Source organism: Myxococcus hansupus (genome assembly GCF_000280925.3).
GTDB lineage: Bacteria > Myxococcota > Myxococcia > Myxococcales > Myxococcaceae > Myxococcus > Myxococcus hansupus.
This window is the reverse complement of sequence record NZ_CP012109.1, coordinates 9,353,231-9,377,438: the sequence shown is the minus strand read 5'-3', so window position 1 is coordinate 9,377,438 and position 24,208 is coordinate 9,353,231. Positions and strand designations below refer to the sequence as shown.

General features: G+C 69.2%; 24 protein-coding genes. 5 read left to right on the top strand and 19 right to left on the bottom strand.

Translation table 11 applies throughout. The annotated features are described in order from the left end of the window. Positions 1 to 27: 27 nt before the first annotated feature. The 14 genes from A176_RS37045 to atpG all read right to left on the bottom strand — a co-directional run bounded on the left by A176_RS37045 (position 28) and on the right by atpG (position 11,959). On the bottom strand, positions 28 to 1,095 hold the full coding sequence (locus tag A176_RS37045; RefSeq protein ID WP_002633634.1) for a cytochrome d ubiquinol oxidase subunit II: 1,068 nt from the start codon (positions 1,093 to 1,095) through the stop codon (positions 28 to 30). Positions 1,096 to 1,248: 153 nt separating this feature from the next. Next, positions 1,249 to 2,592 carry a cytochrome ubiquinol oxidase subunit I gene (locus A176_RS37040; protein WP_044889898.1) on the bottom strand — a complete coding sequence of 448 codons (1,344 nt, stop codon included), beginning with the start codon at positions 2,590 to 2,592 and terminating at the stop codon, positions 1,249 to 1,251. 30 nt (positions 2,593 to 2,622) lie between these two features. Continuing rightward, the gene (locus A176_RS37035) at positions 2,623 to 3,141 is read right to left on the bottom strand and encodes a hypothetical protein (RefSeq protein WP_002633637.1); all 519 of its coding nucleotides are present in this window, start codon (positions 3,139 to 3,141) and stop codon (positions 2,623 to 2,625) included. Further along, complete coding sequence (locus A176_RS37030) at positions 3,138 to 3,542, bottom strand: phage holin family protein (RefSeq protein ID WP_002633638.1); 405 nt, start codon at positions 3,540 to 3,542, stop codon at positions 3,138 to 3,140. Before A176_RS37030 ends, A176_RS37035 begins: the two co-directional genes overlap by 4 nt. 163 nt (positions 3,543 to 3,705) lie before the next feature. Next, a complete protein-coding gene (locus A176_RS37025; protein ID WP_002633639.1) occupies positions 3,706 to 4,734 on the bottom strand; it encodes an ADP-ribosylglycohydrolase family protein in 1,029 nt (342 codons plus the stop codon). A 366-nt stretch (positions 4,735 to 5,100) separates the two neighbouring features. Next, positions 5,101 to 5,361, bottom strand: coding sequence for a hypothetical protein (locus tag A176_RS37020; protein ID WP_002633640.1), 261 nt, complete (start codon positions 5,359 to 5,361; stop codon positions 5,101 to 5,103). Beyond that, positions 5,358 to 5,804: an RrF2 family transcriptional regulator gene (locus A176_RS37015; RefSeq protein WP_002633641.1), complete on the bottom strand. Its 447-nt coding sequence runs from the start codon at positions 5,802 to 5,804 to the stop codon at positions 5,358 to 5,360. Before A176_RS37015 ends, A176_RS37020 begins: the two co-directional genes overlap by 4 nt. A 1-nt stretch (position 5,805) precedes the next feature. Beyond that, positions 5,806 to 6,807 carry a 2Fe-2S iron-sulfur cluster-binding protein gene (locus tag A176_RS37010; RefSeq protein WP_002633642.1) on the bottom strand — a complete coding sequence of 334 codons (1,002 nt, stop codon included), beginning with the start codon at positions 6,805 to 6,807 and terminating at the stop codon, positions 5,806 to 5,808. A 15-nt stretch (positions 6,808 to 6,822) separates the two neighbouring features. After that, entirely contained in the window at positions 6,823 to 7,203 is a 381-nt protein-coding gene (locus A176_RS37005; RefSeq protein ID WP_002633643.1) for a group I truncated hemoglobin, read from the bottom strand. A gap of 313 nt (positions 7,204 to 7,516) precedes the next feature. Continuing rightward, positions 7,517 to 7,927 (bottom strand): F0F1 ATP synthase subunit epsilon, encoded by a 411-nt coding sequence (locus A176_RS37000; RefSeq protein ID WP_002633644.1) that lies wholly within the window; start codon positions 7,925 to 7,927, stop codon positions 7,517 to 7,519. 21 nt (positions 7,928 to 7,948) lie between these two features. Continuing rightward, positions 7,949 to 8,518: a hypothetical protein gene (locus A176_RS36995; RefSeq protein ID WP_002633645.1), complete on the bottom strand. Its 570-nt coding sequence runs from the start codon at positions 8,516 to 8,518 to the stop codon at positions 7,949 to 7,951. Between the two features lie 36 nt (positions 8,519 to 8,554). After that, positions 8,555 to 9,997: a F0F1 ATP synthase subunit beta gene (gene atpD, locus A176_RS36990; protein WP_002633646.1), complete on the bottom strand. Its 1,443-nt coding sequence runs from the start codon at positions 9,995 to 9,997 to the stop codon at positions 8,555 to 8,557. A gap of 168 nt (positions 9,998 to 10,165) precedes the next feature. After that, on the bottom strand, positions 10,166 to 10,963 hold the full coding sequence (locus tag A176_RS36985) for a prohibitin family protein (RefSeq protein ID WP_002633647.1): 798 nt from the start codon (positions 10,961 to 10,963) through the stop codon (positions 10,166 to 10,168). A gap of 111 nt (positions 10,964 to 11,074) precedes the next feature. After that, the gene (gene atpG / locus A176_RS36980) at positions 11,075 to 11,959 is read right to left on the bottom strand and encodes an ATP synthase F1 subunit gamma (RefSeq protein WP_002633648.1); all 885 of its coding nucleotides are present in this window, start codon (positions 11,957 to 11,959) and stop codon (positions 11,075 to 11,077) included. 217 nt (positions 11,960 to 12,176) lie between these two features. On the opposite strand from atpG, the gene A176_RS36975 reads away from it, so the two are divergent. From A176_RS36975 to A176_RS36965, 3 genes are all read left to right on the top strand, one after another. Further along, on the top strand, positions 12,177 to 12,605 hold the full coding sequence (locus A176_RS36975) for a response regulator (RefSeq protein ID WP_002633649.1): 429 nt from the start codon (positions 12,177 to 12,179) through the stop codon (positions 12,603 to 12,605). 48 nt (positions 12,606 to 12,653) lie between these two features. After that, positions 12,654 to 13,331 (top strand): SanA/YdcF family protein, encoded by a 678-nt coding sequence (locus tag A176_RS36970; protein WP_044889899.1) that lies wholly within the window; start codon positions 12,654 to 12,656, stop codon positions 13,329 to 13,331. Positions 13,332 to 13,442: 111 nt separating this feature from the next. Next, on the top strand, positions 13,443 to 13,715 hold the full coding sequence (locus A176_RS36965; RefSeq protein ID WP_002633651.1) for a hypothetical protein: 273 nt from the start codon (positions 13,443 to 13,445) through the stop codon (positions 13,713 to 13,715). 247 nt (positions 13,716 to 13,962) lie between these two features. Here A176_RS36965 and A176_RS36960 read toward each other — a convergent pair whose 3' ends face one another. Continuing rightward, the gene (locus tag A176_RS36960) at positions 13,963 to 15,927 is read right to left on the bottom strand and encodes an SMI1/KNR4 family protein (protein WP_002633653.1); all 1,965 of its coding nucleotides are present in this window, start codon (positions 15,925 to 15,927) and stop codon (positions 13,963 to 13,965) included. Between the two features lie 565 nt (positions 15,928 to 16,492). On the opposite strand from A176_RS36960, the gene A176_RS36955 reads away from it, so the two are divergent. Next, positions 16,493 to 16,837, top strand: coding sequence for a thioredoxin family protein (locus A176_RS36955; protein ID WP_002633654.1), 345 nt, complete (start codon positions 16,493 to 16,495; stop codon positions 16,835 to 16,837). Positions 16,838 to 16,843: 6 nt separating this feature from the next. Here the strand turns inward: A176_RS36955 and A176_RS36950 are convergent, their stop codons facing one another. Continuing rightward, the gene (locus A176_RS36950; RefSeq protein WP_002633655.1) at positions 16,844 to 17,674 is read right to left on the bottom strand and encodes an alpha/beta fold hydrolase; all 831 of its coding nucleotides are present in this window, start codon (positions 17,672 to 17,674) and stop codon (positions 16,844 to 16,846) included. 183 nt (positions 17,675 to 17,857) lie between these two features. Then, positions 17,858 to 19,837 carry an ankyrin repeat domain-containing protein gene (locus tag A176_RS36945; protein ID WP_226994111.1) on the bottom strand — a complete coding sequence of 660 codons (1,980 nt, stop codon included), beginning with the start codon at positions 19,835 to 19,837 and terminating at the stop codon, positions 17,858 to 17,860. A 211-nt stretch (positions 19,838 to 20,048) separates the two neighbouring features. Here A176_RS36945 and A176_RS36940 point away from each other — a divergent pair, with 211 nt between their 5' ends. After that, entirely contained in the window at positions 20,049 to 20,894 is an 846-nt protein-coding gene (locus A176_RS36940; protein ID WP_002633657.1) for a Uma2 family endonuclease, read from the top strand. A gap of 3 nt (positions 20,895 to 20,897) precedes the next feature. Here A176_RS36940 and A176_RS36935 read toward each other — a convergent pair whose 3' ends face one another. Continuing rightward, complete coding sequence (locus tag A176_RS36935) at positions 20,898 to 22,721, bottom strand: ABC transporter ATP-binding protein (RefSeq protein WP_082282960.1); 1,824 nt, start codon at positions 22,719 to 22,721, stop codon at positions 20,898 to 20,900. 68 nt (positions 22,722 to 22,789) lie between these two features. Then, complete coding sequence (locus tag A176_RS36930; RefSeq protein WP_002633659.1) at positions 22,790 to 23,731, bottom strand: universal stress protein; 942 nt, start codon at positions 23,729 to 23,731, stop codon at positions 22,790 to 22,792. Between the last annotated feature and the right edge of the window lie 477 nt (positions 23,732 to 24,208).

Genomic DNA, 24,208 nt, shown 5'->3' with positions numbered 1-24,208 from the left:
CGCGCGGTTCGAGCGTCCCCTGCAGTATCAAGAAGGCTTCACCGCTCTGCCTGGAGTGAGGGACTCAGCGGAAAGCGGGCCAGTGACATCGCGCTCCGGCAATGACGACGGCCGGAAGACGCGGAAGAGAAGCACCAACGAGGGCACCACGATGGCTGTGCCCACGCCCAGCGCTACCAGCAACAACCGCTGCGCGCCAGGGCTCGCGGCCGCGCCTTGAAGCGTGACGTCCGGCACCACGAGGTAGGGGTGCTGCGACGCCGCCCAGCCGAGCACGATGAGCCCCGCTTGGAGTGCCGCGGCGACGCGTGCCCACCGGAAGCGCCGTGTCCAGAGAAGGCCGAAGGACGCCACCGCCGCCACCGCCGTGCCCACGTGCAGCGCCAGCGCGAAGGGCGAACGCAGCAGTCCCTCCCAGACACGGGGCGCCCCGTCGCGCGCCAGCAGCAACACGGCCAGCGCCGACAGGAATACGACCACACCCGAGCCCAATGCGCGGCGCCGGAAGTCCTCGCGCAGCGCCGTCGAGGGGGCCTCATGCGTGAGGTACACCGCAGCGAGGAAGGCGAAGAGGCACAGCGCCAACGCGCCCACCGCCCAGGCGAAGGGCGTGAGCCACGAAGAGAAGAAGCCGCTCGTCACCACCCTGCCCTCGACGCGAACCGTCCCGCTCACCACCGCGCCCACGCACATGCCCAGCAGCAGCGGCGCGAAGACGCTCGCACCGCTGAAGACGAGCCCCCAGCGCCGCTGCACCGCGTCCCCGCGCGTGTCATACGCCCGGAAGGTGAAGGCCGCGCCCCGGAACACGATGCCCAGCAACAGCAACGTCAGGGGCACGTGGAGCGCCACGCTCAGCACCGCGAAGGCCCGTGGGAAGCCGGCGAACAGCAGCACCATACCGACGATGAGCCAGATGTGATTCACCTCCCACACCGGACCAATGGCTCGGGCGATGAGCGCGCGTTGCTCCGCCTTGCGAGGCCCGAAGGCCAACAAGTCCCACACACCTCCGCCAAAGTCCGCGCCGCCGAAGAGCGCGTAAAGGACAAAGGTCCCCGCGACCGCGAAGCCCAGAATCACGTCAGTGGACATACGTCACTCCCGCGCGTGCGCCGCCCTGCCGGTGAGGCACCAGCCCCACCGCCGCAAAACCCAGCGTCGCGTCAGCACGCATGAAACGCCTCCTCGCGTGTGCCGCCTTGCCAGCGAAGCCCCGGCCCCACCACCACGACGCCCAGAATCACGTCAGTGGGCATGGGCCGCTCCCTCTGGCGCGTCACCCGCTCGGCCAGGCAGTGTCCCCGCCACCTGCCGCACCAGCAGGAGCACCACCGTCACGCCCAGGAACAGGTACACGGCGGTGAAGGTCCAGAAGGGCGCGGCCAAGTGTGGCACCGGTGTCACCGCGTCCGCCGTGCGCATCACCCCGCGCAGAATCCACGGCTGCCGCCCCCACTCCGTGACGAGCCACCCCGCTTCCATCGCCACCACGCCGAGCGGCCCCGACAGCAACCACGCCCACAGCCACTTCCGCCCGTGCGGCCACGCCTTCTTGCGCCACCGCCACCCCAACGAAGCCAGCGCGAGCAACGCCATCGCACTGCCCGTGCCCACCATCACCTGGAAGGCCACATGGACCTTCCCCACCGGAGGCCACTCGTCGCGAGGGAACGCATTCAGCCCCTTCACCTCCGCGTCCGGGTCCGCGAAGGCCAGGATGGACAACCCCTTGGGGATGTCCAACGCGTAGGGCACCTCGCCCGTCTCCACATTCGGCAGTCCGCCCAGACGCAGCGGCGCGCCACGCTCCGTCTCGAACTGGCCTTCCATCGCGGCCAGCTTCACCGGCTGCGCCTTCGCCACGTGCTTGGCGGACAAGTCCCCCACCACCGGCTGGAGCAGCGCGGTGACACACGCCAGCGGCAGCGCCACCGACAGCGCTTTCTTGTGGAACGCCGCGCCCGGGTGACGCAGCAACACGAAGGCGTGGATGCCCGCCATGGCGAACGCGCTCGCCTGGTAACAGGAGAGCAGCACGTGCGCCGTCTGGTACTGCCACCCCGGACTGAACATGGCCACCAACGGCTGCACGTCCACGGGCCCCGTCGCCGTCGGCGTGAAGCCCGACGGGTGGTTCATGAACGTGTTCACCAGCGTGACGAAGAACGCGCTGGCCGCGCCGCTCACCGCCACCATGACGCCGGAGAAGAGGTGCAGCCCCGGCGACACCCGCTCCCGTCCGTACAGGTAGATGCCCAGGAAGATGGCCTCGGTGAAGAAGGCCACGCCCTCCAGACTGAAGGGCAGCCCAATCACCTCGCCGTACTGCCCCATGAACTCCGGCCACAGCAGGCCCAGCTCGAAGGACAGCACCGTCCCACTCACCGCGCCCACCGCGAAGAGGATGGCCGTCCCCTTCGCCAGCTTCTGGCTCAGCTTCACGTAGTCGGCGTCGCCCGTGCGGCGCGCCTTCCAATCACTGAGCACCATGAGGACGGGGAGCGCCACCCCCGCCGCCGCGAAGACGATGTGGAACGCGAGCGACAAGCCCATCTGAGCCCGCGCATAGAGCAGGTCCGTCATGGGCATCAGACTGGTTTATGTCTGAATTTGTCGCAATTATGTATTCTTATAAACACCCATAGCGGAAGCAGGGACGCGGCGCGAAGGAACCAGCGTCACCACGGCGTTTCGTGCCACGGCGGTGGCCAGAGCGCTGGCGAAGATGAGGACCAGCTTGCGTCCCAGCTCCGCGCCCAGCGGGCGCTGCTCCGCGCTGGAGGCGACGCGGTCCGGATGCTCCCAGGCTCGCGTCAGGGCCTTGCGGCGCTTGCGGCGCAGAATCTCGTCGCGGTTGCGCATCCGATAGACGGCATAACCCACGCCGAGCCCCAGCACCGTCAGCACCACGCCCCCCGCGGCCATCAACTCGGTGCGGTGCTGCATGGCGTGGTAGCGCACATCGAGCGCGCGCTCCCGCCGGCGGTCCAGCTCCGCCAGCGTCAGCAGCAGCTCATCGCGGATGCGGTCCGCCGTCTCCTCCACCTGCTTGCGGTCACCCATGCCGCGGGTGATGCGGTGGTCCTCGCGCCGTTGGATTTCCACGGGCGCGTCGGCGTCGCGGCCATTGCCGTTCATTGCAGCGTCTCCCGCGTGAGGTGGTAGTCCGTCTTCAGCCGCTCCTGGGTGTGCGGCAGCGGCTTCTTGGGCAGGCGTTTGCTGCCCACGAAGAGCAACCCGGCCGCGATGGCCAGCAGCACCACACCCACGCCCAGGACGCCCAGCGCGTGGGCGATGGGCAGGGCCAATCCCAGCGCGACGAAGAGGACGGCCAGGGAGGTGAGCGCCAGCACCGCGCCCGCCCCCAGGAGGATGCCGGCGGTCCGCGCGGCCTTTATCTCCTCGCGCAGCTCCTTCTTCGCGTGCATCACCTCGGCGCGCACCAACAGGCGCGTCTCCGCCAAGGCGTGGCGGATGAGCTCCGCCGTGGAGAGCGTCTCCAGTTGACTTCGCTCCAGGCGTTCCGATTCGAGGTCCACGACACGTGCCTCCTGCGATGGCTTGGCGGACCGCACGTGCGCTTCCATGCCTGCCTGGCATCCTTGCGTCCCGCTCCTTCGCACAAGGTGGGCAGGACGCTCCCTCCAGAGAAGCCCCGGAGGAGTGCGCGTCGACGTCTGCCCGCCTGCCCGGCCGTCGCTCTCAGCGACGGCGGCGGTGCGACAGGGCCGTGGCCAGCGTCTCGCGGACCTGATGGGCGCGGAACAGGCGGTCCGCCGTATCCATCAGGTTCTCCGAGTACAACACCTGCTTGCGCAACCGGGCGGGGATGGCCCGCGTGCCCAGGTGAGCGCCCAGCAGAGCGCCCGTCAGCGCGGCGGCCACATCCGCCTCGCCGCCGCAGCGCAGCGTGAGGGCCACCGCCTCACGGAAGTCGTGCGGCACCTTCAGCGTGGCGAACAGCGACGTCAGCAGCACGGGCACCACGTGCGGCGGCAGCCCGTCCACGCCCTTCAGCTCGCTGGGGGGCACCCCCACCTTGCGGAGCTGCGACAGGGCCCGCCCCGTGTCCCACGTCAACAGGCGCGGCAGGTGGCGAACCTCCTCGGCCAGGCCCTTGTCGTGCACGGCCGCGGCCAGGGCCAGCTCCTCGCAGAAGGCCGCGGGCGTCAGCGGCTCCTCTTCCATGCCCAGCGCCGCGGCCTGCGCGAACGCCGCGGCGGCCGCCGCGCACACCGGATCCTTGTGGGTGATGACGGTGAGCACACCCGCGTCATGCGGCAGCCGCGCGCGGTGGCCGCTCTCCAGCAGCCCCACCACCAGCGCGCGGCTGAGCACCGAATGGCACCGCGTGCCCAATGACGCACCCGCGCTCATCCACGGCACACCGCTGGCCAGCCGCTGCAGCGCGTCCGCCAGGCTCTTGGGCGGCTGGAGGATGATGCCCTCCTGCCACAGCCACGCCAGGTGCGCCGCCGCGCTGCGGCCTTCCACCTTGCCTTCGCGGATGACGCTCTCCGCCGCCGCGAGCAAGAGCTGCGTGTCGTCGCTGAACTGGCCCTTGGCGAACTTGCCGCGCGGACGAGGCGCGAAGTCTTCGGCAAGGCCGGGGAGCCGCGCGAGGCTCGCGGGCGGGATGCCGCGCAGCGGAAAGCCGAGCGCATCGCCGATGGCGAGCCCCACGAACGCCGCATGGAACCTGTCCTGGCGCTCGGCGGGAGTCAGCGACATGGGGTCGTGGAGATTAACCGAGGCTCAGGCCTGAACGGCCAGTGAGAAAGGAGAGAAACGCGTGAAACATGCGCGGGCTTGAGCGGGAAGAATCGTGCCGGGACTTGACGAGCGTGAGACAACCGGCCTCGAACATCCACACGCATTCTTCACCGTCCACGCTCCATCCCTCGCGCCTCGTGGATCGCAGCGCGGGGTGGGGTGACTACCGCAACCAACATGCGCGCGGCAAGCCTCGGTGGGTGCACGCATTCGCGCACCTGCACACGTGTCCAACTCTCGAACCTTCGCGCACGGTGCGCATGGCGCACGAGGGACGCGCAGGTGGCACCAGCGCGCGGGTGTCAGCACACGCGCGCCGTCGCCTCATGCGTCATCGCGTCCCAGGTTGACGACGGCTTGAAGTCGCGCAATCACCGCCTGCGCGCCCTGGTGCAGGTGCGTGCCATCCCAGAGCGCGGGCGTCGTGTGTCCACCGTGCCGGCGCCAGTCCGCCTCCGCTTCCTCGAAGGCCACGTTGCGAAAACGCACGCGGTCCTCCAGCGCGTAGTCCACGATGTAAAGCCGCGCCTGGGCCGAAGCTGCATCCGCGATGCGATGATACAGCTCGAGCGTGCCCGAAATCACGGGGCCGCCGTGGAGAGGAAATAGTCCGCGAGGTTTGGCCGGGAGCGGTCGAGCAGGTCCGCCAGCGTGTACTTGTCCAACACCGCGAGGAAGGCCTCGCGGGCCTCGGACAACACCCCCTTGAGGCCACACGCGGGCGCGATGGGACAGGTGTTGCGCTCCCGGTCGAAGCACTCCACCAGGTGGAAGTCCGGCTCCGCGGCGCGCAGCACGCTGCCCACGCGGATGTCCGCCGGGGCGCGCGCCAGCGTCACACCACCCGAGCGCCCCGCCCGCGCGTCCACCACCCCCTGCCCCGCCAACGTCTGCACCACCCGCACCAGGTGATGCTTGGAGATGCCATAGGCATCCGCCATCTCCTGGGTGGACACGGGCCGCCCCGTGCGCGTGGCCAGATAGAGCAGCACCCGCAGCGAGTAGTCGGCGTGGAGGGTGAGGTGCACGTCAGCGGGCTCCGGCGTCGGAAGTACGGCGCTGCGCCGGGGGGACGCTCGGAAGGAAGGCATCCACGTGGAGTTCCTTCAGCGAGAGGCCGGCCAAGAACAGCTTCTTCCGAAGGGATAGCACCAAAGGCCCGTCTCCGCAGAGCCATGCGCGCCAACCCACGGGCTTGGGACATTCGGCGCGAATGAGCACCTCGAGCGCCCCTTCCGCGACATCCCGGCTGCCCCCTTCCAGCACGCCCGGCCGATAGTGGAGTTGGGGATGCCGCTCCGCCAACGCGCGCAGCTCCTGGGTGAGGTAGAGCCCGGCGGGCGTCCGGGCCCCGTGGAAGAGCCAGATGGGCCCCGAGTGGCCCGCCTCCAGCGCGTCACGGACGATGCCATGGAGCGGCGCCAGGCCCGTGCCCGTTCCCGCCAGCAGCAAGGGCTGCTCGGGCCGGCCGGGCACGTAGAAGCAGCTCCCCGCGGGCCCCTGCACCTGGAGTCTGTCTCCGGGCCGGGCCTCCTGTGCCAACCAGCCGCTCATCGCGCCACCCGGGTGGAGCCGCACATGCAACTCCAGTGCGTCTTCGCGGGGCAGGCTGGCCAGCGAGTAGCTGCGCGTCAGCCCGTCCGCGCGAACCAGGGAGATGTATTGCCCCGCGCGGTACGCCAGCGGGGTGTCCGTCACCAGCCGCACGGACAGGACGCTCTCGGACAGCGGCGTCAACGCGGTGATGCGCGCGGGGACACGCAGGGCCTCCGCGCCCGTGACTTCCAGCACCGCGTCTTCCGGTGGCCGGCAGGCACAGGCGAGGAAGTACCCCTGCGCCCGGAGCGTGTCCTTCAACCCCACCTGCGCGGCCTCGGGGAGCGTCCCCGACACGGCGCGCATCAGGCAGGACTGGCAGGCCCCCGCGCGACAGGCATTGGGGATGGACACGCCCTGACGCAGCAGCGCGTCCAACACGCTCTCTCCGGACTCCAACGGATACCAGCCGGACTCGTGCTTTACCTTCGCCATGGCGTGCTCCCCAGGTCAGCGGTTCAGGACGTCCGCGCGCGTGCTCTCCGCGATGGCCAGCACCTTCGCCACCAGGGGCGCCGGGACGCCGAGCTCCTCCAGCGTCTCCTTCAGGTGGCCCGCCACCGCGTCGAAGTGCAGGTCATTCAACCCGCGCCGGACCAGCGGGGCGTGCCCCGCGCGCATGTCCCGGCCGCTGTAGTGGACCGGCCCGCCCGTCACCATGGTGAGGAAGGCCTTCTGCTTCGCCGACTGGCGCTCCATGTCCACGTCCTCGAAGAAGTGGCTGATGCGCTCGTCCGCCAGCACCTTCCGATAGAAGACCTCCACCGCCGCCGCCATCGCCGGCTCTCCGCCCAACTGCTCGTAGACGCTCTTCTCCACCGCGACGCTCATCGTGCTCGCTCCTTCCGCCCGGAATGGGCTTAAAGATGCATTTAAAATGCTCTTTAAAACCCGCACCGTCAAATGCGCCTTCACGGACAGTGGAGCTACTGCGAGCCAGGACCTGGGCTGCGGCGCCAGGCATTGGGAGGCACGGCGGTGTCGGAAGTCGTTGGAGCGTCTGCCCGGAGGCGCGAGCCCTTCGCGCACCCTCACGGGAACCACCGTGGACACCGGCTCCACACGAGGGGAGCCCCAGCGTCACACGTGAAAACGGCCAGGCGCGCGAACGCCCTGGCCGGAGAAACAAACAGCGCGGCGCGGACTACGCGCGCGCGGTGGAGGCGGCGCCGATGCGGGCCGCCTCGCGGCGCACCGTGGCCTGCTCCAGCTCGAAGCGCGCGTCCTCGGCGGACATGCCCTTCATGCGCTCCTGCGCTTCGGTCATGCGGCGGCGGGCGCCTTCCACGTCGATGCCGGCGACGGGCTCGGCCGCGTCGGCGAGCACCAGCACCTTGTCGTTGCCCACTTCCACGAAGCCGCCCGCGACGAAGTAGGACTCGCGCCGGCCACCCTCAATCAGCGTCAGCGCGCCCGGCTCCATCAGCGACAGGAACGGGGTGTGCCCCGGCCGCACGCCGAACAGACCCCGGCCGCCAGGGACAATCGCCTCGTCGGCCTGCACCGACAGGATGCGCTTCTCGGGGGTGACAATCTCCACAGTCAGCTTGGCCATGAGGCTCCTCGCACTGCCAAATCAGAACGTAAGCTGGCGGGTGGTCCCACCTACCGGCTCCAACTCCACCACCCCGGCGTCCGTCAGCCGGGGCCCCTTGCCGGGGACGCCGAGCGTGCCCTCCAGCCACTTGATGTGGTGGGTGAGCTGACGCACCTCGGAGAGCTGCCGCGTGTTGAGCCACTCGGTCAACTGCTTCTCCTGGAGCCGCTGCCCATCCCGCCCGTACTGCGCCGCCACCACCACGCGCGCCCAGCCCGGAGGCCCCTTGGGCTTCTTCGCCTTCGACTTCCTGCTCGGGCGAGGCTCCGGCACGGGCTTGCCCTTCTCCACCAGCGGCCACACCACCCAGACGCGCTCACCGTCGTTGGAGACGAAGTAGAAGTCGTCCACCGTGCCCAGACACTGCGGCAGCGACCACGCCGGGCCGCTCTCCTGCGTCACTTCCAGCCGGCACTGCCCCTGCGCCACTTCCACCATGCGCACGCTGTACAGCCCGTTGGCACTCACCCGGGCCCGTCCCTTGCGCTCCTCCGCCACGGCGGGGGAACTCAGGAACATCAGGACCAGGGCGAGCGCGGCACGGCGCATGGTGGACTCGGCGAGAAAAGGAACGCCCAGCTTAACTCAGACCGCCATCTTGCGGGCGTTGTCGACGACCTCGTCGATGCTGCCCGCCATGTAGAAGGCACCCTCGGGGATCTCGTCGTGCTTGCCCTCGGAGATCTCCTTGAAGCCCTGGATGGTGTCCTGGAGCTTCACGTAGCGGCCGTCCTTGCCGGTGAAGACCTTGGCCACGAAGAAGGGCTGCGACAGGAACTTCTGGATCTTCCGGGCGCGGGCCACCACCAGCTTGTCGTCCTCGGAGAGCTCGTCCATGCCGAGGATGGCGATGATGTCCTGCAGCTCCTTGTACCGCTGGAGGATGCCCTGGACCTTGCGGGCCACGCCGTAGTGCTCCGCGCCGATGACGGCCGGGTCCAGGATGCGGCTGGTGGAGTCCAGCGGGTCCACGGCGGGGAAGATGGCGAGCTCGGCGATGGAGCGGTTGAGCACCGTCGTCGCGTCGAGGTGGGCGAAGGCCGTCGCGGGCGCCGGGTCCGTGAGGTCGTCGGCGGGGACGTAGATGGCCTGCACGGAGGTGATGGAACCCTTCGTGGTGGAGGTGATGCGCTCCTGCAGACCGCCCATCTCCGTGGCCAGCGTGGGCTGGTAACCCACGGCGCTGGGGATGCGGCCCAGGAGGGCGGACACTTCGGAACCGGCCTGGGTGAAGCGGAAGATGTTGTCGACGAAGAGGAGCACGTCGCGGCCTTCCACGTCGCGGAAGTACTCGGCCATCGTCAGCGCGGACAGGGCCACGCGGGCGCGGGCGCCGGGCGGCTCGTTCATCTGGCCGTACACCAGAACGGCCTGGCTGGCCTCCAGGTTGTCCGTCTGGATGACCTTCGTGTCCTGCATTTCGTGGTAGAGGTCGTTGCCTTCGCGGGTGCGCTCACCGACGCCGGCGAACACCGAGAAGCCGCCGCGCTCCACGGCCACGTTGCGGATGAGCTCCTGCAGGAGCACCGTCTTGCCCACGCCGGCGCCGCCGAAGAGGCCAATCTTGCCACCGCGGGTGTACGGGGCGAGCAGGTCGATGACCTTGATGCCCGTCTCGAACATCTGCACGCGCACGTCCTGCTCCGTGAAGGGCGGGGGCGCGCGGTGGATGGACCAGTGCTCCTGCGCCTTCACCGGGCCCATTTCGTCCACCGGCTCGCCGGTGACGTTCAGGATGCGGCCCAGGGTGGCCTTGCCCACCGGCACCTGGATGGGGGCGCCCGTGTTGGTGACGGCCATGCCGCGGCCCAGACCCTCCGTGGAGTCCATGGCGATGGTGCGGACGGTGTTCTCGCCCAGGTGCTGCGCAACCTCGAGGGTGAGGTTGTCAGCGGCGGTGCCCAAGTTCGCGTTGGTGACCTTGAGGGCCGTGTAGACCTCGGGGAGACCGCCGGGCGGGAACTCGACGTCGACCACCGGGCCGAGGACCTGGATGATTCTGCCTGCCGTCGGAACTTGAGCGCTCATGGAATCGTCTGCCTCGCACGGGGAGCGGACGGGCGCCGCCACCCTTGAAATTTCGGCCCGGCTGGGAGGGCGGGCCCCCTTTACCGGGGCCCCCCCCGGGGGTCAAGCCTCCCGGGCAACTGACTGGTAAGTCCGGCTTAGCGGAACCACACGCCGGGCGCCACCCCCTTACTTCCCATCCGGCTGGTACACCAGGGGCAGCCCGCTGTTCGGGCTACCGACCAAGACGACCTTCGCGTTCTGGCTCTGGGCGAGCCGCTCGGTGGCCTCGATGCCCTTGAAGCGCAGGTACTCCTCGGTGAGTCCCTTGCGCACGATGTCCTGGTACCGGGCGATGCCCTCCGCTTCGATCTGCTTTCGGTCCGCCTCCTGGCGCTCCTTGGCCAGGGTGAAGCGCATCTTCTGGCTGCGCTGCTCCTCCGCCAGCTTGTCCGCGATGGCCTCGCGGATGGCCGAGGGCAGCGTCACGTCCCGCACCAGGATGGCCTCCACCACCACGTGCTTGCCCTCCAGCGAGCGCGACACCTCCTCGAAAATCTCCTGTTCGATCTGCTCGCGCTTGGAGGAGTAGATTTCCTCGGGCGCGTAGCGGCCAAACACCTTGCGGGCCTCCGAGCGGACCACCGGGGCGATCAAGATGTCGGCGTAGCGGGGCCCCGTCTGGGTGTGCAGCTCGAAGAGCCTCGAGGCCGCCACCCGGTAGCGCACGCTGGCGTCCACCTTGAGGTCCAGGCCGTTGTTGGACAGGACGCTCAGCGCGTCCTTCATCTCCTGGACGCGCAAGTCGTAGACGATGAGCGACTTGCCCGGCCGCAGGAGGTGGAGCCCTTCCCCGTAGGGCTCCCGCAGCGTGCCGCTGCCGAACGCGTCGAAACCAATGCCTCCATGACCGCTGGAGACCGTCTCGAAACCACAGCCCGAGACCCCCACCACCACCGCCAGGAACAGCCACATCCGCTGCCGCATGTGCCCCTCCAACGCCGGTCGCGCTGCTCACCGGGGGCCTTAAACGCGAAGGGCCCGCCCCGATAAGAGGGCAGGCCCGTGAGGCAGCGGAGTCGCGACGGCGGAGAAGCTCTACTTCAGGGCCTCGGCGCCGGAGACGATCTCCATCAGCTCCTTGGTGATGACGGCCTGGCGCGTGCGGTTGTAGGTGAGCGTCAGGCTGCCAATCATGTCCGTCGCGTTGGAGGTGGCGTTCTCCATGGCGCTCATGCGGGCGCCGTGCTCGCTGGCCACGCTCTCCAGCAGCGCGCGGTAGAGCTTGATGTTGACGGCCTGGGGCACCAGGCGGTCCAGCACGGCCTGACGGTCCGGCTCGTACTTGAAGTCCACCAGCGTGGTGGAGCCTTCCGTGGGCGCTTGGTCCGCCGCGCCGAGCGTCTGCAGCGGCAGGAGCTGGGCCACCTTCACCGTCTGGGCGATGGCGGAGACGAACTCGTTGTAGACGACGTGGACCGCGTCCACCTCGCCGTTGAGGTAGCTGGCCACCAGCTCCTCGGCCACGTCCGCGGCGGCGCGGTAGTTCAGCCGCTGGTACAGGCCGCCGAAGTCCTTGCGGATCTGCTGGCCGCGGTTGCGGAAGAAGTCATTGCCCTTGCGGCCCACCGTGGAGAGTCGAATCGACTCCAGGTGCGTGTTCTCGTACAGGAACCGGTTGGCGCGGCGGATGACGTTGGAGTTGAAGCCGCCCGCGAGGCCGCGGTCGGACGTCAGCAGCACCAGCTCCACGCGCTTCACCGGACGGGCCGCCAGCAGCGGGTGGCTGAGGCTGTCCGCGCCAGCGCGGGCCGACAGGTCGGCGATGATCTGGTCCAGCATCGTCGCGTAGGGTCGCGCGGCCAGGATGCCGTCCTGCGCCTTGCGAAGCTTCGCGGCGGAAACCATCTTCATCGCCTTGGTGATTTGACGCGTGTTCTTCACCGAGCGGATGCGCTTGCGAATGTCGCGAAGGGACGCCATGGACCGGGGAGCTCCTGTGGGGCGTTCAACCCGCGTCGCCCAGAAGGGAGACGGGGCAGGGTCAGACGGGGCCCCCTATATAGGCGGGGCGGGAGCCGGTCAACGGATGCCTGCCACCGTCAGGCGGACGATCGCCCGTCCCGACTGGAAGCACCCGGCAGGCGAGCTCCCCCGCATCCCCCTCCCTTTGGTAGGAGACAGACTTACCTTACAGGGCATGGTCGCCTACGCGTCACCCGGTCCGCTCCTCATCGTGGAGGACGACCCGGACATCCTCGAGGCCCTCCAGGGGTACCTGGAGCTGCATGGACACAGCGTCCGCGTGGCGCACAACGGCCGTGAGGCGCTGGAACAGCTCGCCCAGCCGCCCCGCCCCACGCTCATGGTGTTGGACATGGCACTGCCCATCCTGGACGGCCACCGGGTGCTGACGACTCGCAAGGCGAGTGAAGCCCTGGCCCAGGTGCCCGTCATCATCCTGTCCGCGGGCATGGCGGCCATGAACCCACGCGACCGGGCCGTCTACGCCTCCAGTTACAACGTGGCGGCATTCCTCAAGAAACCGGTGGAGCCCCGCCAGTTGCTGGCGGCCATCGAGCGGCTCGTGTCCAAGCCGTCTGGGGCCCAGGCGGGCACGTCACCCTGAGTCACTGGCGGCGCTCGGTGCTTTCCGGTGAGGAAGGCCCGGAACACAATGGGTCCCTTACCGGTGTTCACGGGGTCCATGAAGCCAGGCGGAGCGAAACGAGCGTGGGTGCGCAGGGGCTTCGCGGTGGTCGCCGCGGGCGGAGTGACGCTGCTCGCCCTCTCCCATTTCGTCCGGCTCCGCTACGAGCACCGCATCGTTCCGCTGGAGGAGGCGCCGCAGGCGCCCGTCGCGCTCGTGTTCGGCGCGGGGCTGGCCCGGGGCGCGGTGCCCTCGCCGGTGCTCGCCCAGCGGCTGGATGCGGCCGTCGCGCTCTGGCAGCAGGGGAAGGTGGCGTCGGTGCTCGTCAGCGGCGACCAGACGAAGCCCTTCCATCATGAGACGCGCGCCATGCGGCGCTACCTGGTGGAGCACGGGGTTCCGGAGAGCGCCGTGCAGGGCGACGAGGCGGGGCTGTCCACCTATGACAGTTGCCTGCGCGCCGCGACCGTGTTCGGGACGAAGCGGGCGGTGCTCGTCACGCAGCGCTTCCACCTGACGCGGGCGCTGTTCATCGCGAACTCGGTGGGCATCGATGCGTGGGGCGTGGCCGCGGACGAAGGGCGGCCCACGCCGTGGCGCTACCAGGTGCGTGAGACGCTGTCGCGCGTGCTGGCGCTGGCCATGGTGCTGCTGGAGGTGGAGCCCGTCTACCCCTCGGGCCGCGCCGTGCCCCCGCAGCGCTGAGGCACGGGCAGGCATGGCAGGCAGGCAAACGGCGAGAATTGCCGGCGCCCTCGCGGGTTCTCATTCTTGAGATGAAGGCAGCCGACCCACCGCGCTTTCCGAGGAGAGGCCATGCGATTCAAGAAGCTCGGTTCAGAGGACGTGGGCGAGTCCACCTCGCGGCGTCACCTGAACCCGGACACCGGTGAGGATGAAATCAACATCTCCGACCAGGACCTGGCCGCGACCCCGCCCCTGGAGGAGGAGCCCGACTTCCGAGACATCCTCCCGGATGAGATTCATGAGTTCCGCAGGGGTGACGAGGAAGAGGAGCCGCTGGAGCTGACGGCGCAACCGGGTTACCGCATCCGGCCCATCGACTTCGACAAGTTGCCGCAGGGATAGGTGTGCGGCGGGGCAAGGCGCTTCGCGCGCCTTGCTGACGGCGCGGCCGGGCGCTGTCTCATGGTTCTTCGACTTCGAGACGGCGGACAGCGGCACGGTGACATGGCGCCTCGTGCGCTTTGCTGACGGCGTGGCCGAGCGCGCACAGACGACGCTTCGACCTCTGCACGTCGCGCTGATGAGAGCCACGTGCGAGGTAGCCCGCAGCGAGGCAAGGCGCACGAAGCGCCTTGCCTGCTGCCTTGGGCTAACGCCCCCTGGCGCCCTTCTTTGAGACTGGCTTCTGGGAAGCCGACTTCTTCGTCGCCAGTGCCTTGGACGGAGCCTTCTTCGCAGCGGGATTCTTCGAGGAAGCAGCCTTGGCGACAGGCGTCTTCGACGCGGCCTTCGAAGCATGGACCTTCTTCGAAGCAGGCTTCTTCGACGCGGCCTTCGACACCGGGGCCTTCTTCGCAGCAGGCTTCTTCGACGCGGCCTTCGACACCGGGACCTTCTTCGCCACAGGCGTCTTCGAGGGCGCCGCCTTTGCAGCGGTTTTCTTCGATGCAGGCTTCGAAGCCGGAGCCCTCTTCACAGCAGACGCCTTCTTGGACGGGATCTTTGCCGCAGCAGTCTGCTTCGACGCGGCTTTTGGCGATGCGACCTTGGCCGCAGAGGACGGCGCCTTCTTGGCCGGAGCCTTTGCCACAGCAGTCTGCTTCGACGCGGCTTTTAGCGGTGCGACCTTGGTTGCAGAGGACGCCGCCTTCGTGGCCTGGCCCTTCGCCACAGCAGTCTGCTTCGATGCGGTCTTTGGCGATGCGACCTTGGCCGCAGAGGACGACGCCTTCGTGGCCTGAGCCTTTGCCGCAGCAGTCTGCTTCGATGCGGCCTGCGGCGCGGAGGACTTCTTCGCGACCGCCTTTTCTGAGGCGGCCTTCTTCGCAGCGGGATTTTCCGTCGCGGACGCCTTCGCCACGACTGGCTCCTCTGAAGCAGCCTCCCCGTGGAGCACCACCGCCGCAGAGGGCTTCTTCGCCGCAGCGGACTTCTTCGCGGTGGATTGCCCGGCCGGTGCCTCTGGCGCAGCGGACGCCTCCGACTCGACTGCGGTCACGGACGCCTTCTTCGCGGAGGGCTTCTTCTTCGTCACGGGCTTCTCTGCAACAGCCGTCGGAGCCGGTGCCGCAACGGGCACCTCGGAAATGGCATCCGGCGCTGCAACCTGCGCCGCAGTGGCCTTCTTGGACGACTTCTTCGCGACGGACGGTTGGGCAGGAGCAGCCTCCTCCGCAAACAGCGGGGTCGGCGCAGCATCCTTGCCGGCAGCGGCCTCCACAGGCGCGGACTTCTTCGCGGAGCGCGTCTTCGCGGGAGCGGGCTCCGCCTCGACCTTCGCCCCCTTGCGCGGGGCCCCTCGCGGGAACAACACACCCGCGCCGCCAATGGCCAGCGGCATCTGCTCCGCCTTGCCGGACCGAGCCTTCCCAGCCCGCCCCGAGCGGGCCCTCATCCCGTCCTCGTCTCGCGAGGCCGAACTCTCGTCGTCGTACTCGTACGCCAGTTCGCGAATCTCGCCCCCTTCCTCCTCCACCACTTCTTCGGCCAGCTCCGCGGCCTCGAGCGTCTCGTCCTCTTCGGCCTGGGCCTCGCCTTCGAGCGCCTCCTCCTCCGACTCACCGTCGACCTGGACGCCAGACAGGGCCCCCTGGAGGACCGCGTTCATCGCGCGGGCGAAGGTACGCTCACCGAAGCTCTCCACCTCCGCCGGAGGCACGAGCACATCGAGCATGTCCTTCAGCGAGCGGTACAGCCGCATCTGCCGCTTCTCGCCCTCCCAGGTGCCATAGACCCAGTCGTCGCCTTCGAGCGCCTCGACCCAGCCAGGCAGCGGTCCGCCGCCGTCACCCTGCTCCACCATGGCCGACTTGCGCGCGCCGAAGAGGTGCCGGTGCTGCCCCTTCAAGCCAATGCGCCACAGCCCCGCTGCGGGCAGCCCTTCCAGCTTGAGGCGGGTCTTCTCCAGGACGCTCGGGTCGCCCTCGGCCCCGTGCAGGGGGAAGAGCAGGACCTCACCGTTGAGCTCGCCCCCGTTGAACGCCTGATACAGGTCGCTGAGTTCCTCGGGGAATGGGACGCCGCACTCCGTTTCGGCCCGGCGAATCTCCTCGGGAGAGACGCCAGATGACGATGCCTTGACCGACTTGCGAAGTGCCTCCAACCACTCGTGCATGACCCCTCCACGACATCCAGTCGCACAACCTTACGGCGGCTGTGCCCTCCTGCGCAGTGCGGGCTTTGGCTTTTGATGACACCGCACCAGAGCTGATCCAAACCGCGCCGGAGGACGACGCACCCGGCGCCGAGCCCAGCCCTGTCTTGAAAACCCGTGAGCCCCCACCGCCCCATCCCTCCCCCGGAGAGGCGGCGCCCTCAAGGCGACGTGACGACTCCGCTGCCGCCCCCGAGGACCCTCGCGGCTCGCCAGCCGACGCCTTCCGCTGATCCACTCCCGGCCGGGCGGAACACCCTGCCCCGGACAGACGCGGGAGGAAGACGCACGGAGACACGACCTCAAGGCCCGCGGCGCCCGCCATGGGCGGAGACAGCGGGGCCTCTCCCGACGCGGAACGCGACCCGGAGCCACCACGGAACGAGCCGGAGAACACCGTCCACGGCAGGCCGCTGCCTGCCAGCACGGCGGACAGGCATCAGGGCGGCGCGGGGAGCCAATCCCTCAACCCGAGAAGCCCAGGAGCCGGTTGAAGGCGACCCGCGAGCCCGTTAGGCAGGAGGCCATGGCACATCCCGTGAGCTACGAGGGGACGAGCGAGAACTTCGACCAACTGGTCCTGGAGCCCAAGGACGAGCTGGTGGTGGTGGATTTCTGGGGCGACGGCTGCCCCAACTGCGAAATCTACGCAGCCGCCGAGCCCGCCCTCCTGGCGGAGCTGGATGGCGCCCCGATGCGCGTCGTGAAGGTGAACGCGTACCAGTACGAAGACCTCGCGAAGCGCTTCGGCCTCTTCGGCATCCCCACGTTCCTGCTGTTCCGCGAGGGCAAGCTCCTCGGGAAGATGAGTCAGTACTATGGAAAAGCGTACTGGCTCGGCGTCGTGAGAGACCACCTGCCGAAGGCGTGACGCGACTCAGCTCCGCGCCACCGGGGAGGACAGGAACCGGAACACCGCCCGGGCCGTCTCCTCGCTGGGCATGTGCGAGGGGTGCTCCTGGATGTTCAGCCGGGCGCGCGGCAACTGGCGGATGCTCGTCTTGACGGCCTCGAAGGGCACCTGGTCGTCTCCCCGCGCATGCCAAAGCTCCACCTGCTGGTGGACGTCCTCCATGCGGAAGCCCCAGGGCCGAGCCTGGAGCCGCGCCTCACGCGCGGGCCCGGCGTAGCCGTGGTGCTGGATGTCGCGCAGGGCCGCGGCCATCAGCCCGTCCTCATCCTCCACCGTCGACGCCAGCACCTGGAGCCAGCCTTCGAATTGCGAACGCAGCGTCTCATCGTCGGCGCTCAGGAAACCGGCGTAGGCCGCCTGGTTCACCTCCGCGTAGTGCGCCAGGACGTCGGGCTCGCAGACTCGCGGGACACCACTGACGATGGCGACGCGCTCCACACGCGCGCGGAGGCCCGCGGCCAGCGCGTACGCATAGGGCGCCCCCGCGGAGAGCCCCAGGACGTCGAAGCGCTCGGGCACCTCCAAGCGCTCCAGCACGGCCTCCACACACGCGGGCCAGTCCGCGACACTCGACATCGCACGCGGAGGAGACGCGCCGTACCCCGGGCGCGCGAGCACGAGCAACTCCACGCCCGCCTTCGCGGCCAGCGCCGCCCAGCCCGCGTCCATCTCCGTGTTGCCGACGAGCCCATGGTGCATCACCACCAGCCTGCCCCCTGGCGCGCCGTGCCGCGCGTACGCCACCACGCCCCCATCCGAGAGCGTGACCACCTGGACCGGCGCCACCGAAGTCATGGCGCCTCCTTTCGGGCGGCGTGGCCTCGGCGCTCGGCGGCAACGAAGAGTCGGTGGCGCATCGGGGTCTCCTTCCATGGCTCCAGAGCGAGCCAATTTCGATTTTGATACGCACTACCAAAATCAAAGAACCCCAGATGGCGCAAGCCCTCGCGTTCGAGCACTTGCGCCCACTCGGGCCGCCTACACCAGGACGGCGCCGCCCTTGCCCAACAGGCCGAACAGCTTCTCCCGGTCCAGCTCCGACTTGGAGAAGGCCTTCCCGACGAAGACCTTCTTGAGGGCAGCGTCCGTGGCGTCGAACGCACCACTCTCGTAGTGGTGCGTCGCCTTCACATTGGCCTGCACGTCGTGGTCGTCCGCGATGGCGACCTCCGCCTTCAACACCCCGCCGACCCGAAGCGAGGCGTCGTTGCCATGGCCCCACACCACCTGCGCTTCCACGTCCTTGCCGACGACGACCTCGCCATCCGTGTCCAGCCCCGTGACGCGGAGCGTGCCCCCCACGACGAGCATCCCCTCCATCCCCGCGTTGCGCAGGACGCCCTCCACCGTCAGGTCCCCTGTCACGAGCAGGGGCCCGTCGAGGTGTACGTCGCCCTTCACCACGAGGTCGCCTCGCACGAAGCGCGGCAGATTGGACAACTTGGGCTTCTTCTCCTCGGCGGGGAGCACCTCCCGCGCGAGCTCCACCACCGCCATCGCCGTCCAGGGGAACCCGCCCTGGAGCGCGGCCGCGAGCTGGTCCCAGGACGTGGCGCCCTGGAGTTCGAGCCCCTTCAGGACCTGCTCGACGGCGTCCACGTCCTTGCTCTCGTAGTACCAGGCCTTGAGCACCGTCTTGCGCTGACGTGCCAGCGCCTCCAGCAGGGGCTTCACGTCCAGCGCGCCGGCCTTGCCCTTGGCCGACTTGGCGCCCATGAGTTGGGCGAGGGAGGCGTGCTGGTGCTCCAACGCCTCCTGCGCGGGAGTGTTGCCGCCGCGGTCCTTGAGGGAGACGTCCGCTCCGGCGCGGAGCAGCACCTCGATGACGGGGCCTCGCTCCTGGAAGCGCGCGTACTGGTGCAGCGGCGTCCAGCCCTTGCCCGCGTTGGGGTTGGCCCCCGCGTCGATGAGCGCCTGGGCCACATCGGCCTGCCGAGCATCGAAGAGCGCGGTGCGTCCGGAGTCGTCGAGCGCGTCCACGGGAACGCCCCCCTTCACGAGCGGAACGATGCAGGACACGCTGCCGTGTTCGGCGGCCACATGGAGGGGCGTGGACTTCCCATGCGCGACAACGTCCGCGGAGACACCCAGACGCAGCAACTCCGTCACCAGCGCCGCGTCACCCACCATCGCGGCGAGGTGGAGCACGCTGTGCTTGCTGGAGTCTCGCGCGTCCAGGTCCGCGCCGAGCGCGACCAGGGCCAGCACCCGGCCCGTGCGGCTGTTGCCTTCGAAGCCCGGGCCGAAGAACGGCTTCGCATCGAGCCCGGCCGCGAGCAGCAGCCCTTTATCCAGCGCCTTGTCCTTCTTCTTCGCGGGCTTCTGCTTCCGCAGCCAGGCGTGGAACCCTTCATCGGAGAAGGCGCCTTCCAGCCCCTGGAAGTTGAGCGGATCGTCGTCGTCCGTCACGCCCTGGGCACACATGCCCGGGTGCTCCTCCAACCTGGCGAGCAGCTCGCGGTACCCCTGCTCCTTCTTGCCCTTCGTCAGCGCGCGCCACGCTTCGAGCCCACGACGCCCCCGCTGATGGTCCCGCAGGGGCCGCAGGCTGTCGGCCTCGGCGAGCGCGGCCTCCGCCTCATCGAGCTGGGCCACGGTCGGCTTGCGGCGCACGAGGTCCTCGGCCCACTGGCTCAAGGCCAGCGAGCGGGCCCGGTGCTCGATGGTCAGCGTGTCGCTGGGCTTCGTGCCTCGCGTCAGCTCGAGGATGCGGTCGCGAAGCCGCCAGTGCTCGGCCTTCAGCTCGCGCTCCCAGCGGTGGGGCTCAATGCGCCGTGCCGGGTCCAGGGACCAGCTCAGGGAGTGGAGTCCCAGCAGATGATTGGGGTCCGCGGCCACCACTTCGCGCAGCACCGGAATCGCCTGGTCCAACTGCGGCGGCATCTCGTCGAGCAGACTGTCCGCCTTCTTCATCAACGCAGCGACATCGACCTTCTTCGGAGATTGGGCACGCGGCATGGCCACGCAAACTGCCACGCGTCAGCGACGTGCGCGCGGAAATCGCGCCGACGGTGGAGACCACCGCAAACCAAGAATTCTCGTGCGCCAAGCAATGGCACGGGCGCTGCTTATTCGCGGCGCTCGAAGCCACATGCAACGTCACCACCTGATGCGAAGACACCGTTGCCCTGCCCGCCACTTGGCCCTCATGGCGGCACGGCCTACTCTCATGCACAACCTCATGCCTTTCGAGCCCTACCGCATCGACCCAGACGACCCGCGCGCGCCCCCGCAGGAGCTGTGGGATGCACTCCCGCCCGAGGAGCGCCAGCGCATCGTCGACAGCCTTCCCTCTGAATTTCCGGTTTCGGAAGCCCATCCGCCGGAAGGCGACTTCCACTTCGAAGCCAAGACGCGCGCCCGTGAAGTGCTAGGCAGCTTCTTCTCGCGCATCGGCCGCAAGGTGTACCTGGGGAGCGAGCTCCCCGTGTACTACCCGGGAGAGTCCATGTTCGCTCCAGACGTCATGGCCGTGGTGGATGTGGAGACGCATGCGCGCATGCGCTGGATGGTCAGCGCCGAGGGCAAGGGACTGGATTTCGCGTTGGAGGTGCACGTCGCGGGCGAGCGGCGCAAAGACCTGGAGCGCAACGTCGAGCGGTTCGCCCGGCTGGGCATCCGCGAGTACTTCGTCTTCGACCGGGGCCGGCTGCGACTGAGCGGCTGGCGGCTCGAAGAGGGGCGCCGCGTCTACCGCCCCATCGTCCCGCAGCACGGGCTGTACCCTTCCGAGGTGCTGGGGCTGGACCTCCAGGTGGATGAGGAACGCCTGCGCTTCTATGTCGGCGGCGCGCCACTGCAAGAGGCGCCAGAAATGATTGCCAGACTCGAGCACATGGTCGAGCGCGTCGAAGCCAGCCGCGCGGAGCTGGTGCAACAACTCGCCGAAGAGTCCCGTCTGCGAGCCGAGGAGTCCCGCCTCAGAACACAGGAAACCCAGCGCCGTGAGGATGTGGAGCGAAAGCTCGCCGAAGCCCTCACGGAGCTGGAACGGCTGCGCGGCGGGCGCGGCTGACGCTCAGTCCTGGTAGCCGCGCGCCTGCAAGCGGAACAGGTGCGCGTAGCGGCCGTCCTTCGCCATGAGCTCGTCATGGCTGCCCAGCTCATCCACCTGCCCGTTGTGGAGCACGGCAATCTGGTCCGCCATGCGCACCGTGGAGAAGCGGTGCGAAATCACGATGGCGATCCGCTCCGCCGCCAACGCCTGGAAGCGCTCGAACAGCGCGTGCTCCGCTTCCGCGTCGATGCTGGCCGTGGGCTCGTCCAGAATCAGCACCTCCGCGTCATCGCGCATGAAGGCCCGCGCCACCGCCAGCTTCTGCCACTGGCCCGCGGACAACTCCTGTCCCTTCTCGAACCAGCCGCCGAGCATCGTGTCGTACTGCTGCGGCAGCGCCGAAATCACGCCGCCCGCCCCGCCCTCCTCCGCCGCCTTCACGATGCGGCTGCGGTCCTCCAGCGCGGGCACATGCCCCAGGCCGATGTTCTCCGCGACGTTGAACTGGTAGCGCACGAAGTCCTGGAACACCGCCCCGAAGCGGCTGCGCAGGTCCTCCACGTCCATGTCCTTCAGATTCACGCCCCCGTAGAAGATGTCGCCTTCCACGGGCTCGTACAGGCGCAGCAGCAGCTTCACCAGCGTGCTCTTCCCCGCGCCGTTCTCGCCCACCAGCGCCAGCTTCTCTCCCGGCTTCAGCGTCAGCGACACGTTCCGCAGCGCCCACGCCTCCTTCCCGTGATAGCGGAACGACACGTTGCGCAGCTCGATGGCGCTGTCATGCCCGCGCGCCGGTGAGTGCGCCGGGAGGGCTCGCGTCGCCTCGCCGCCGGTGGGGATGTCCAGGTACGCGAAGAGGTTGCTCATGAAGAGCGCGTCCTCGTACATGGAGCCCACGCTGGTCAGGATGCCCTGGAACGCCGCCTGCCCCTGACGGAACACGCTCAGGTACAGCACCATGTCGCCCACGGTGATGGCGCCGCCCGCCGCGCGGCCCGCGACCAGCAGGTAGCACCCGTAGAAGGCCCCCAACGAGAGCACGCCCAGCCCGAGCCCCCAGGCCATGCGCCGGAAGGCCAGCGCCCGGTCCTCCGCGAAGAACTTCTGGAAGAGCTCGCGGTAGCGCCCCAGCACCAGCGGCCCCAGCCCGAAGAGCTTCACCTCCTTCACGTGGCTGTCCCGCGTGAGAATCCACTCCAGGTAGTTCAGCTTGCGGCCCTCGGGCGCGCGCCACGAATAGAGGCGGAAGCCCGCCATCGCCAACCGCGCCTCGGCGATGAACGCGGGCACCGACGCGGCCACCAGCACCACCACGCTCCACGGCGACAGCGCCACCAGCAGCGCCGCGAAGGTGCCCAGGGTGATGGCGTTGCGAACAATGGAGAACGCCTGCGTCACCAGCGACAAGGGCCGGCTGTTCGCCTCGCGCCGCGCGTTCTGCATCTTGTCGTAGGTCGCCGAGTCCTCGAAGTGGCGCAACTCCAACGCCAGCGCCTTCAGGAGGATGCGTTCGTTGAGCAGGTTCCCCAGGTTGGCGCGCAACAGCTCGCGCGTCAGCGTCAGGGCGCGGTCCACCACCGCCGAGCCCAACATCAACCCGAACTCCAACCCCACCAGGCCGTACACGCTCGAGCGGGCTTCCAGCGAGCCCTGCGAGGCCGCCACCACCGCGTCCACGATGAGCTTGCCGACCCAGGCGATGGCCGCCGGCAGCAGCGCCGCCACCAGCGTCAACGCCCCCAGGACCAGCGCGCCTCGGGGACTCGCCTGCCAGAAGAGCCGGAAGGTGCCGGGGAGCTGCTTGAAGAGACTGCCCGCGTTCTGGAAGCGGGCCCGGAGCGACAGCGGTGCGGTGGAATCAGCGGGACGAGGAGACACGGTCCGCGTTCATAACGCGGACCGAGCCCTCGTGCTCAGGATGCGGGAGACAGGTGGCGCGACACCAGGACGTCGCAGCTCGCGCGCGCCAGCACCTGCTCGGTGAGCGGCGTGCGCGCCTCCATGGTGGACATCGCCAGCGCCAGCAGGTCCGAGCCCCGCTCCGACGCCTCCGCCAGGATGCCCTCGGCGGGCTCGCCGCACCGCACCCGCACCTCCAGCTCGCGGCCCGTCTCCCGGTAGGGTGCGAGGAAGCGGCCCAGCGCCACCCGCGCCTGATGCTCCCGCTCCTGCCGCAAGCGCAGCCACTGCTCGGCGGGCGCCTGGGCGCGATGCAGCGCCGCCTCCTCCGCCACCGTGTCCGCCACGTGCAGCACGTCCACCGGTGCTGGCGCGGGGCACAAGCGCAACGTCAGCTCCAGCGCCCGCCTCGACTCGCGCGAGAAGTCCACCGCCACCAGGGGGCGCCCATAGGCCCGTACCGGATGCGGAACCACCACCAGCACGGAGGCGCCCAGCCGGCGCACCATGCGCCGCACCATGGAGTCCTCGGCCAGCTCGCGCACCGGATACGTCACGTGCGGACGGCCCAGCACCACCAGCTCCGCGCCCAGCGCCAACGACAGCGTGGACGCCGCGTCCACCGGGTCCCCGTGTTGAAGCGCCTCCTGTACATCCACGTCCACGCGGTTGCGCAGCCGCCTGCACACGGAGACCACGGCCTTGCGCAGGCACCGCCCACCGCTCAGCGCACCGCCCGCGCCCGCCTGCCCGTCCAGACCCGGGGCCACGTGCAGCACGCAGAAGAGGCTCCCATGTCCCAGGGGCAGGCGCAGCGCGCGCGCCAGGGCGAACTCCGAGCGCAGGGAGAAGTCCGTTCCCACGACCACCCGCGACAGGCCTCGCTGCCCGCGCGCGAGCCCGGGCGGCAGGAGTGGCAACGCTGCTTTCGACGAGAAGAACTGTGACGACCTCATCTCCATCCCTCCTTCCCTTCCGCCAGACGCACCTTGTCAGTGAGTGTGTAGTGGTGAAGGTGACGCCTTGCAGCATCCAGGGGGCGTCCGGTCGCTCCACCGCTCCGTGAGCCGCCACACCCGCGATGGGGGTGGACCTCACACCTGGAAGGTTCAGGCGAGGCGGCCTTCGCGCCACCGGGCCCGGCGTGCCGCCAAGAGCCCGGCCGGGCAGGCGTCGCCCGCATGCGGGGTGCGATGGAACGAGACGTTCGTCACGTCATCGACGGGCCCTGAAAAATCTCCAGCAGCGCGGTCGCCGTAAACGCTCGGAGCCGTGGAGAGCAGGCGTCCTCCACGCGGCTTGGCCTGCTTGGCACGTTCACCTTGAGACAGAAACTTCTGGGAGGGCACGGCCGATACTTTGCAGAGAGGTCCGGCGGGCAGCGCCTGGGGTCGGGTGGTGGGTCGGGCGGAACGCTGGAGAAGGGGGAAGTG

Coding starts and splice junctions, on each gene's coding strand:
- A176_RS36955 (WP_002633654.1), top strand. CDS start 16,493: ATGGCACATCCCGTGAGCTACGAGGGGACGAGCGAGAACTTCGACCAA.
- A176_RS36995 (WP_002633645.1), bottom strand. CDS start 8,518: ATGCGCCGTGCCGCGCTCGCCCTGGTCCTGATGTTCCTGAGTTCCCCC.
- A176_RS37005 (WP_002633643.1), bottom strand. CDS start 7,203: ATGAGCGTCGCGGTGGAGAAGAGCGTCTACGAGCAGTTGGGCGGAGAG.
- A176_RS36950 (WP_002633655.1), bottom strand. CDS start 17,674: ATGACTTCGGTGGCGCCGGTCCAGGTGGTCACGCTCTCGGATGGGGGC.
- A176_RS37035 (WP_002633637.1), bottom strand. CDS start 3,141: ATGAACGGCAATGGCCGCGACGCCGACGCGCCCGTGGAAATCCAACGG.
- A176_RS36940 (WP_002633657.1), top strand. CDS start 20,049: ATGCACAACCTCATGCCTTTCGAGCCCTACCGCATCGACCCAGACGAC.
- A176_RS37010 (WP_002633642.1), bottom strand. CDS start 6,807: ATGGCGAAGGTAAAGCACGAGTCCGGCTGGTATCCGTTGGAGTCCGGA.
- A176_RS37000 (WP_002633644.1), bottom strand. CDS start 7,927: ATGGCCAAGCTGACTGTGGAGATTGTCACCCCCGAGAAGCGCATCCTG.
- A176_RS36930 (WP_002633659.1), bottom strand. CDS start 23,731: ATGAGGTCGTCACAGTTCTTCTCGTCGAAAGCAGCGTTGCCACTCCTG.
- A176_RS37045 (WP_002633634.1), bottom strand. CDS start 1,095: ATGTCCACTGACGTGATTCTGGGCTTCGCGGTCGCGGGGACCTTTGTC.
- A176_RS36945 (WP_226994111.1), bottom strand. CDS start 19,837: ATGCCGCGTGCCCAATCTCCGAAGAAGGTCGATGTCGCTGCGTTGATG.
- A176_RS36975 (WP_002633649.1), top strand. CDS start 12,177: ATGGTCGCCTACGCGTCACCCGGTCCGCTCCTCATCGTGGAGGACGAC.
- atpG (WP_002633648.1), bottom strand. CDS start 11,959: ATGGCGTCCCTTCGCGACATTCGCAAGCGCATCCGCTCGGTGAAGAAC.
- A176_RS36985 (WP_002633647.1), bottom strand. CDS start 10,963: ATGCGGCAGCGGATGTGGCTGTTCCTGGCGGTGGTGGTGGGGGTCTCG.
- A176_RS37040 (WP_044889898.1), bottom strand. CDS start 2,592: ATGCCCATGACGGACCTGCTCTATGCGCGGGCTCAGATGGGCTTGTCG.
- atpD (WP_002633646.1), bottom strand. CDS start 9,997: ATGAGCGCTCAAGTTCCGACGGCAGGCAGAATCATCCAGGTCCTCGGC.
- A176_RS36960 (WP_002633653.1), bottom strand. CDS start 15,927: ATGCACGAGTGGTTGGAGGCACTTCGCAAGTCGGTCAAGGCATCGTCA.
- A176_RS37025 (WP_002633639.1), bottom strand. CDS start 4,734: ATGTCGCTGACTCCCGCCGAGCGCCAGGACAGGTTCCATGCGGCGTTC.
- A176_RS36965 (WP_002633651.1), top strand. CDS start 13,443: ATGCGATTCAAGAAGCTCGGTTCAGAGGACGTGGGCGAGTCCACCTCG.
- A176_RS36970 (WP_044889899.1), top strand. CDS start 12,654: ATGGGTCCCTTACCGGTGTTCACGGGGTCCATGAAGCCAGGCGGAGCG.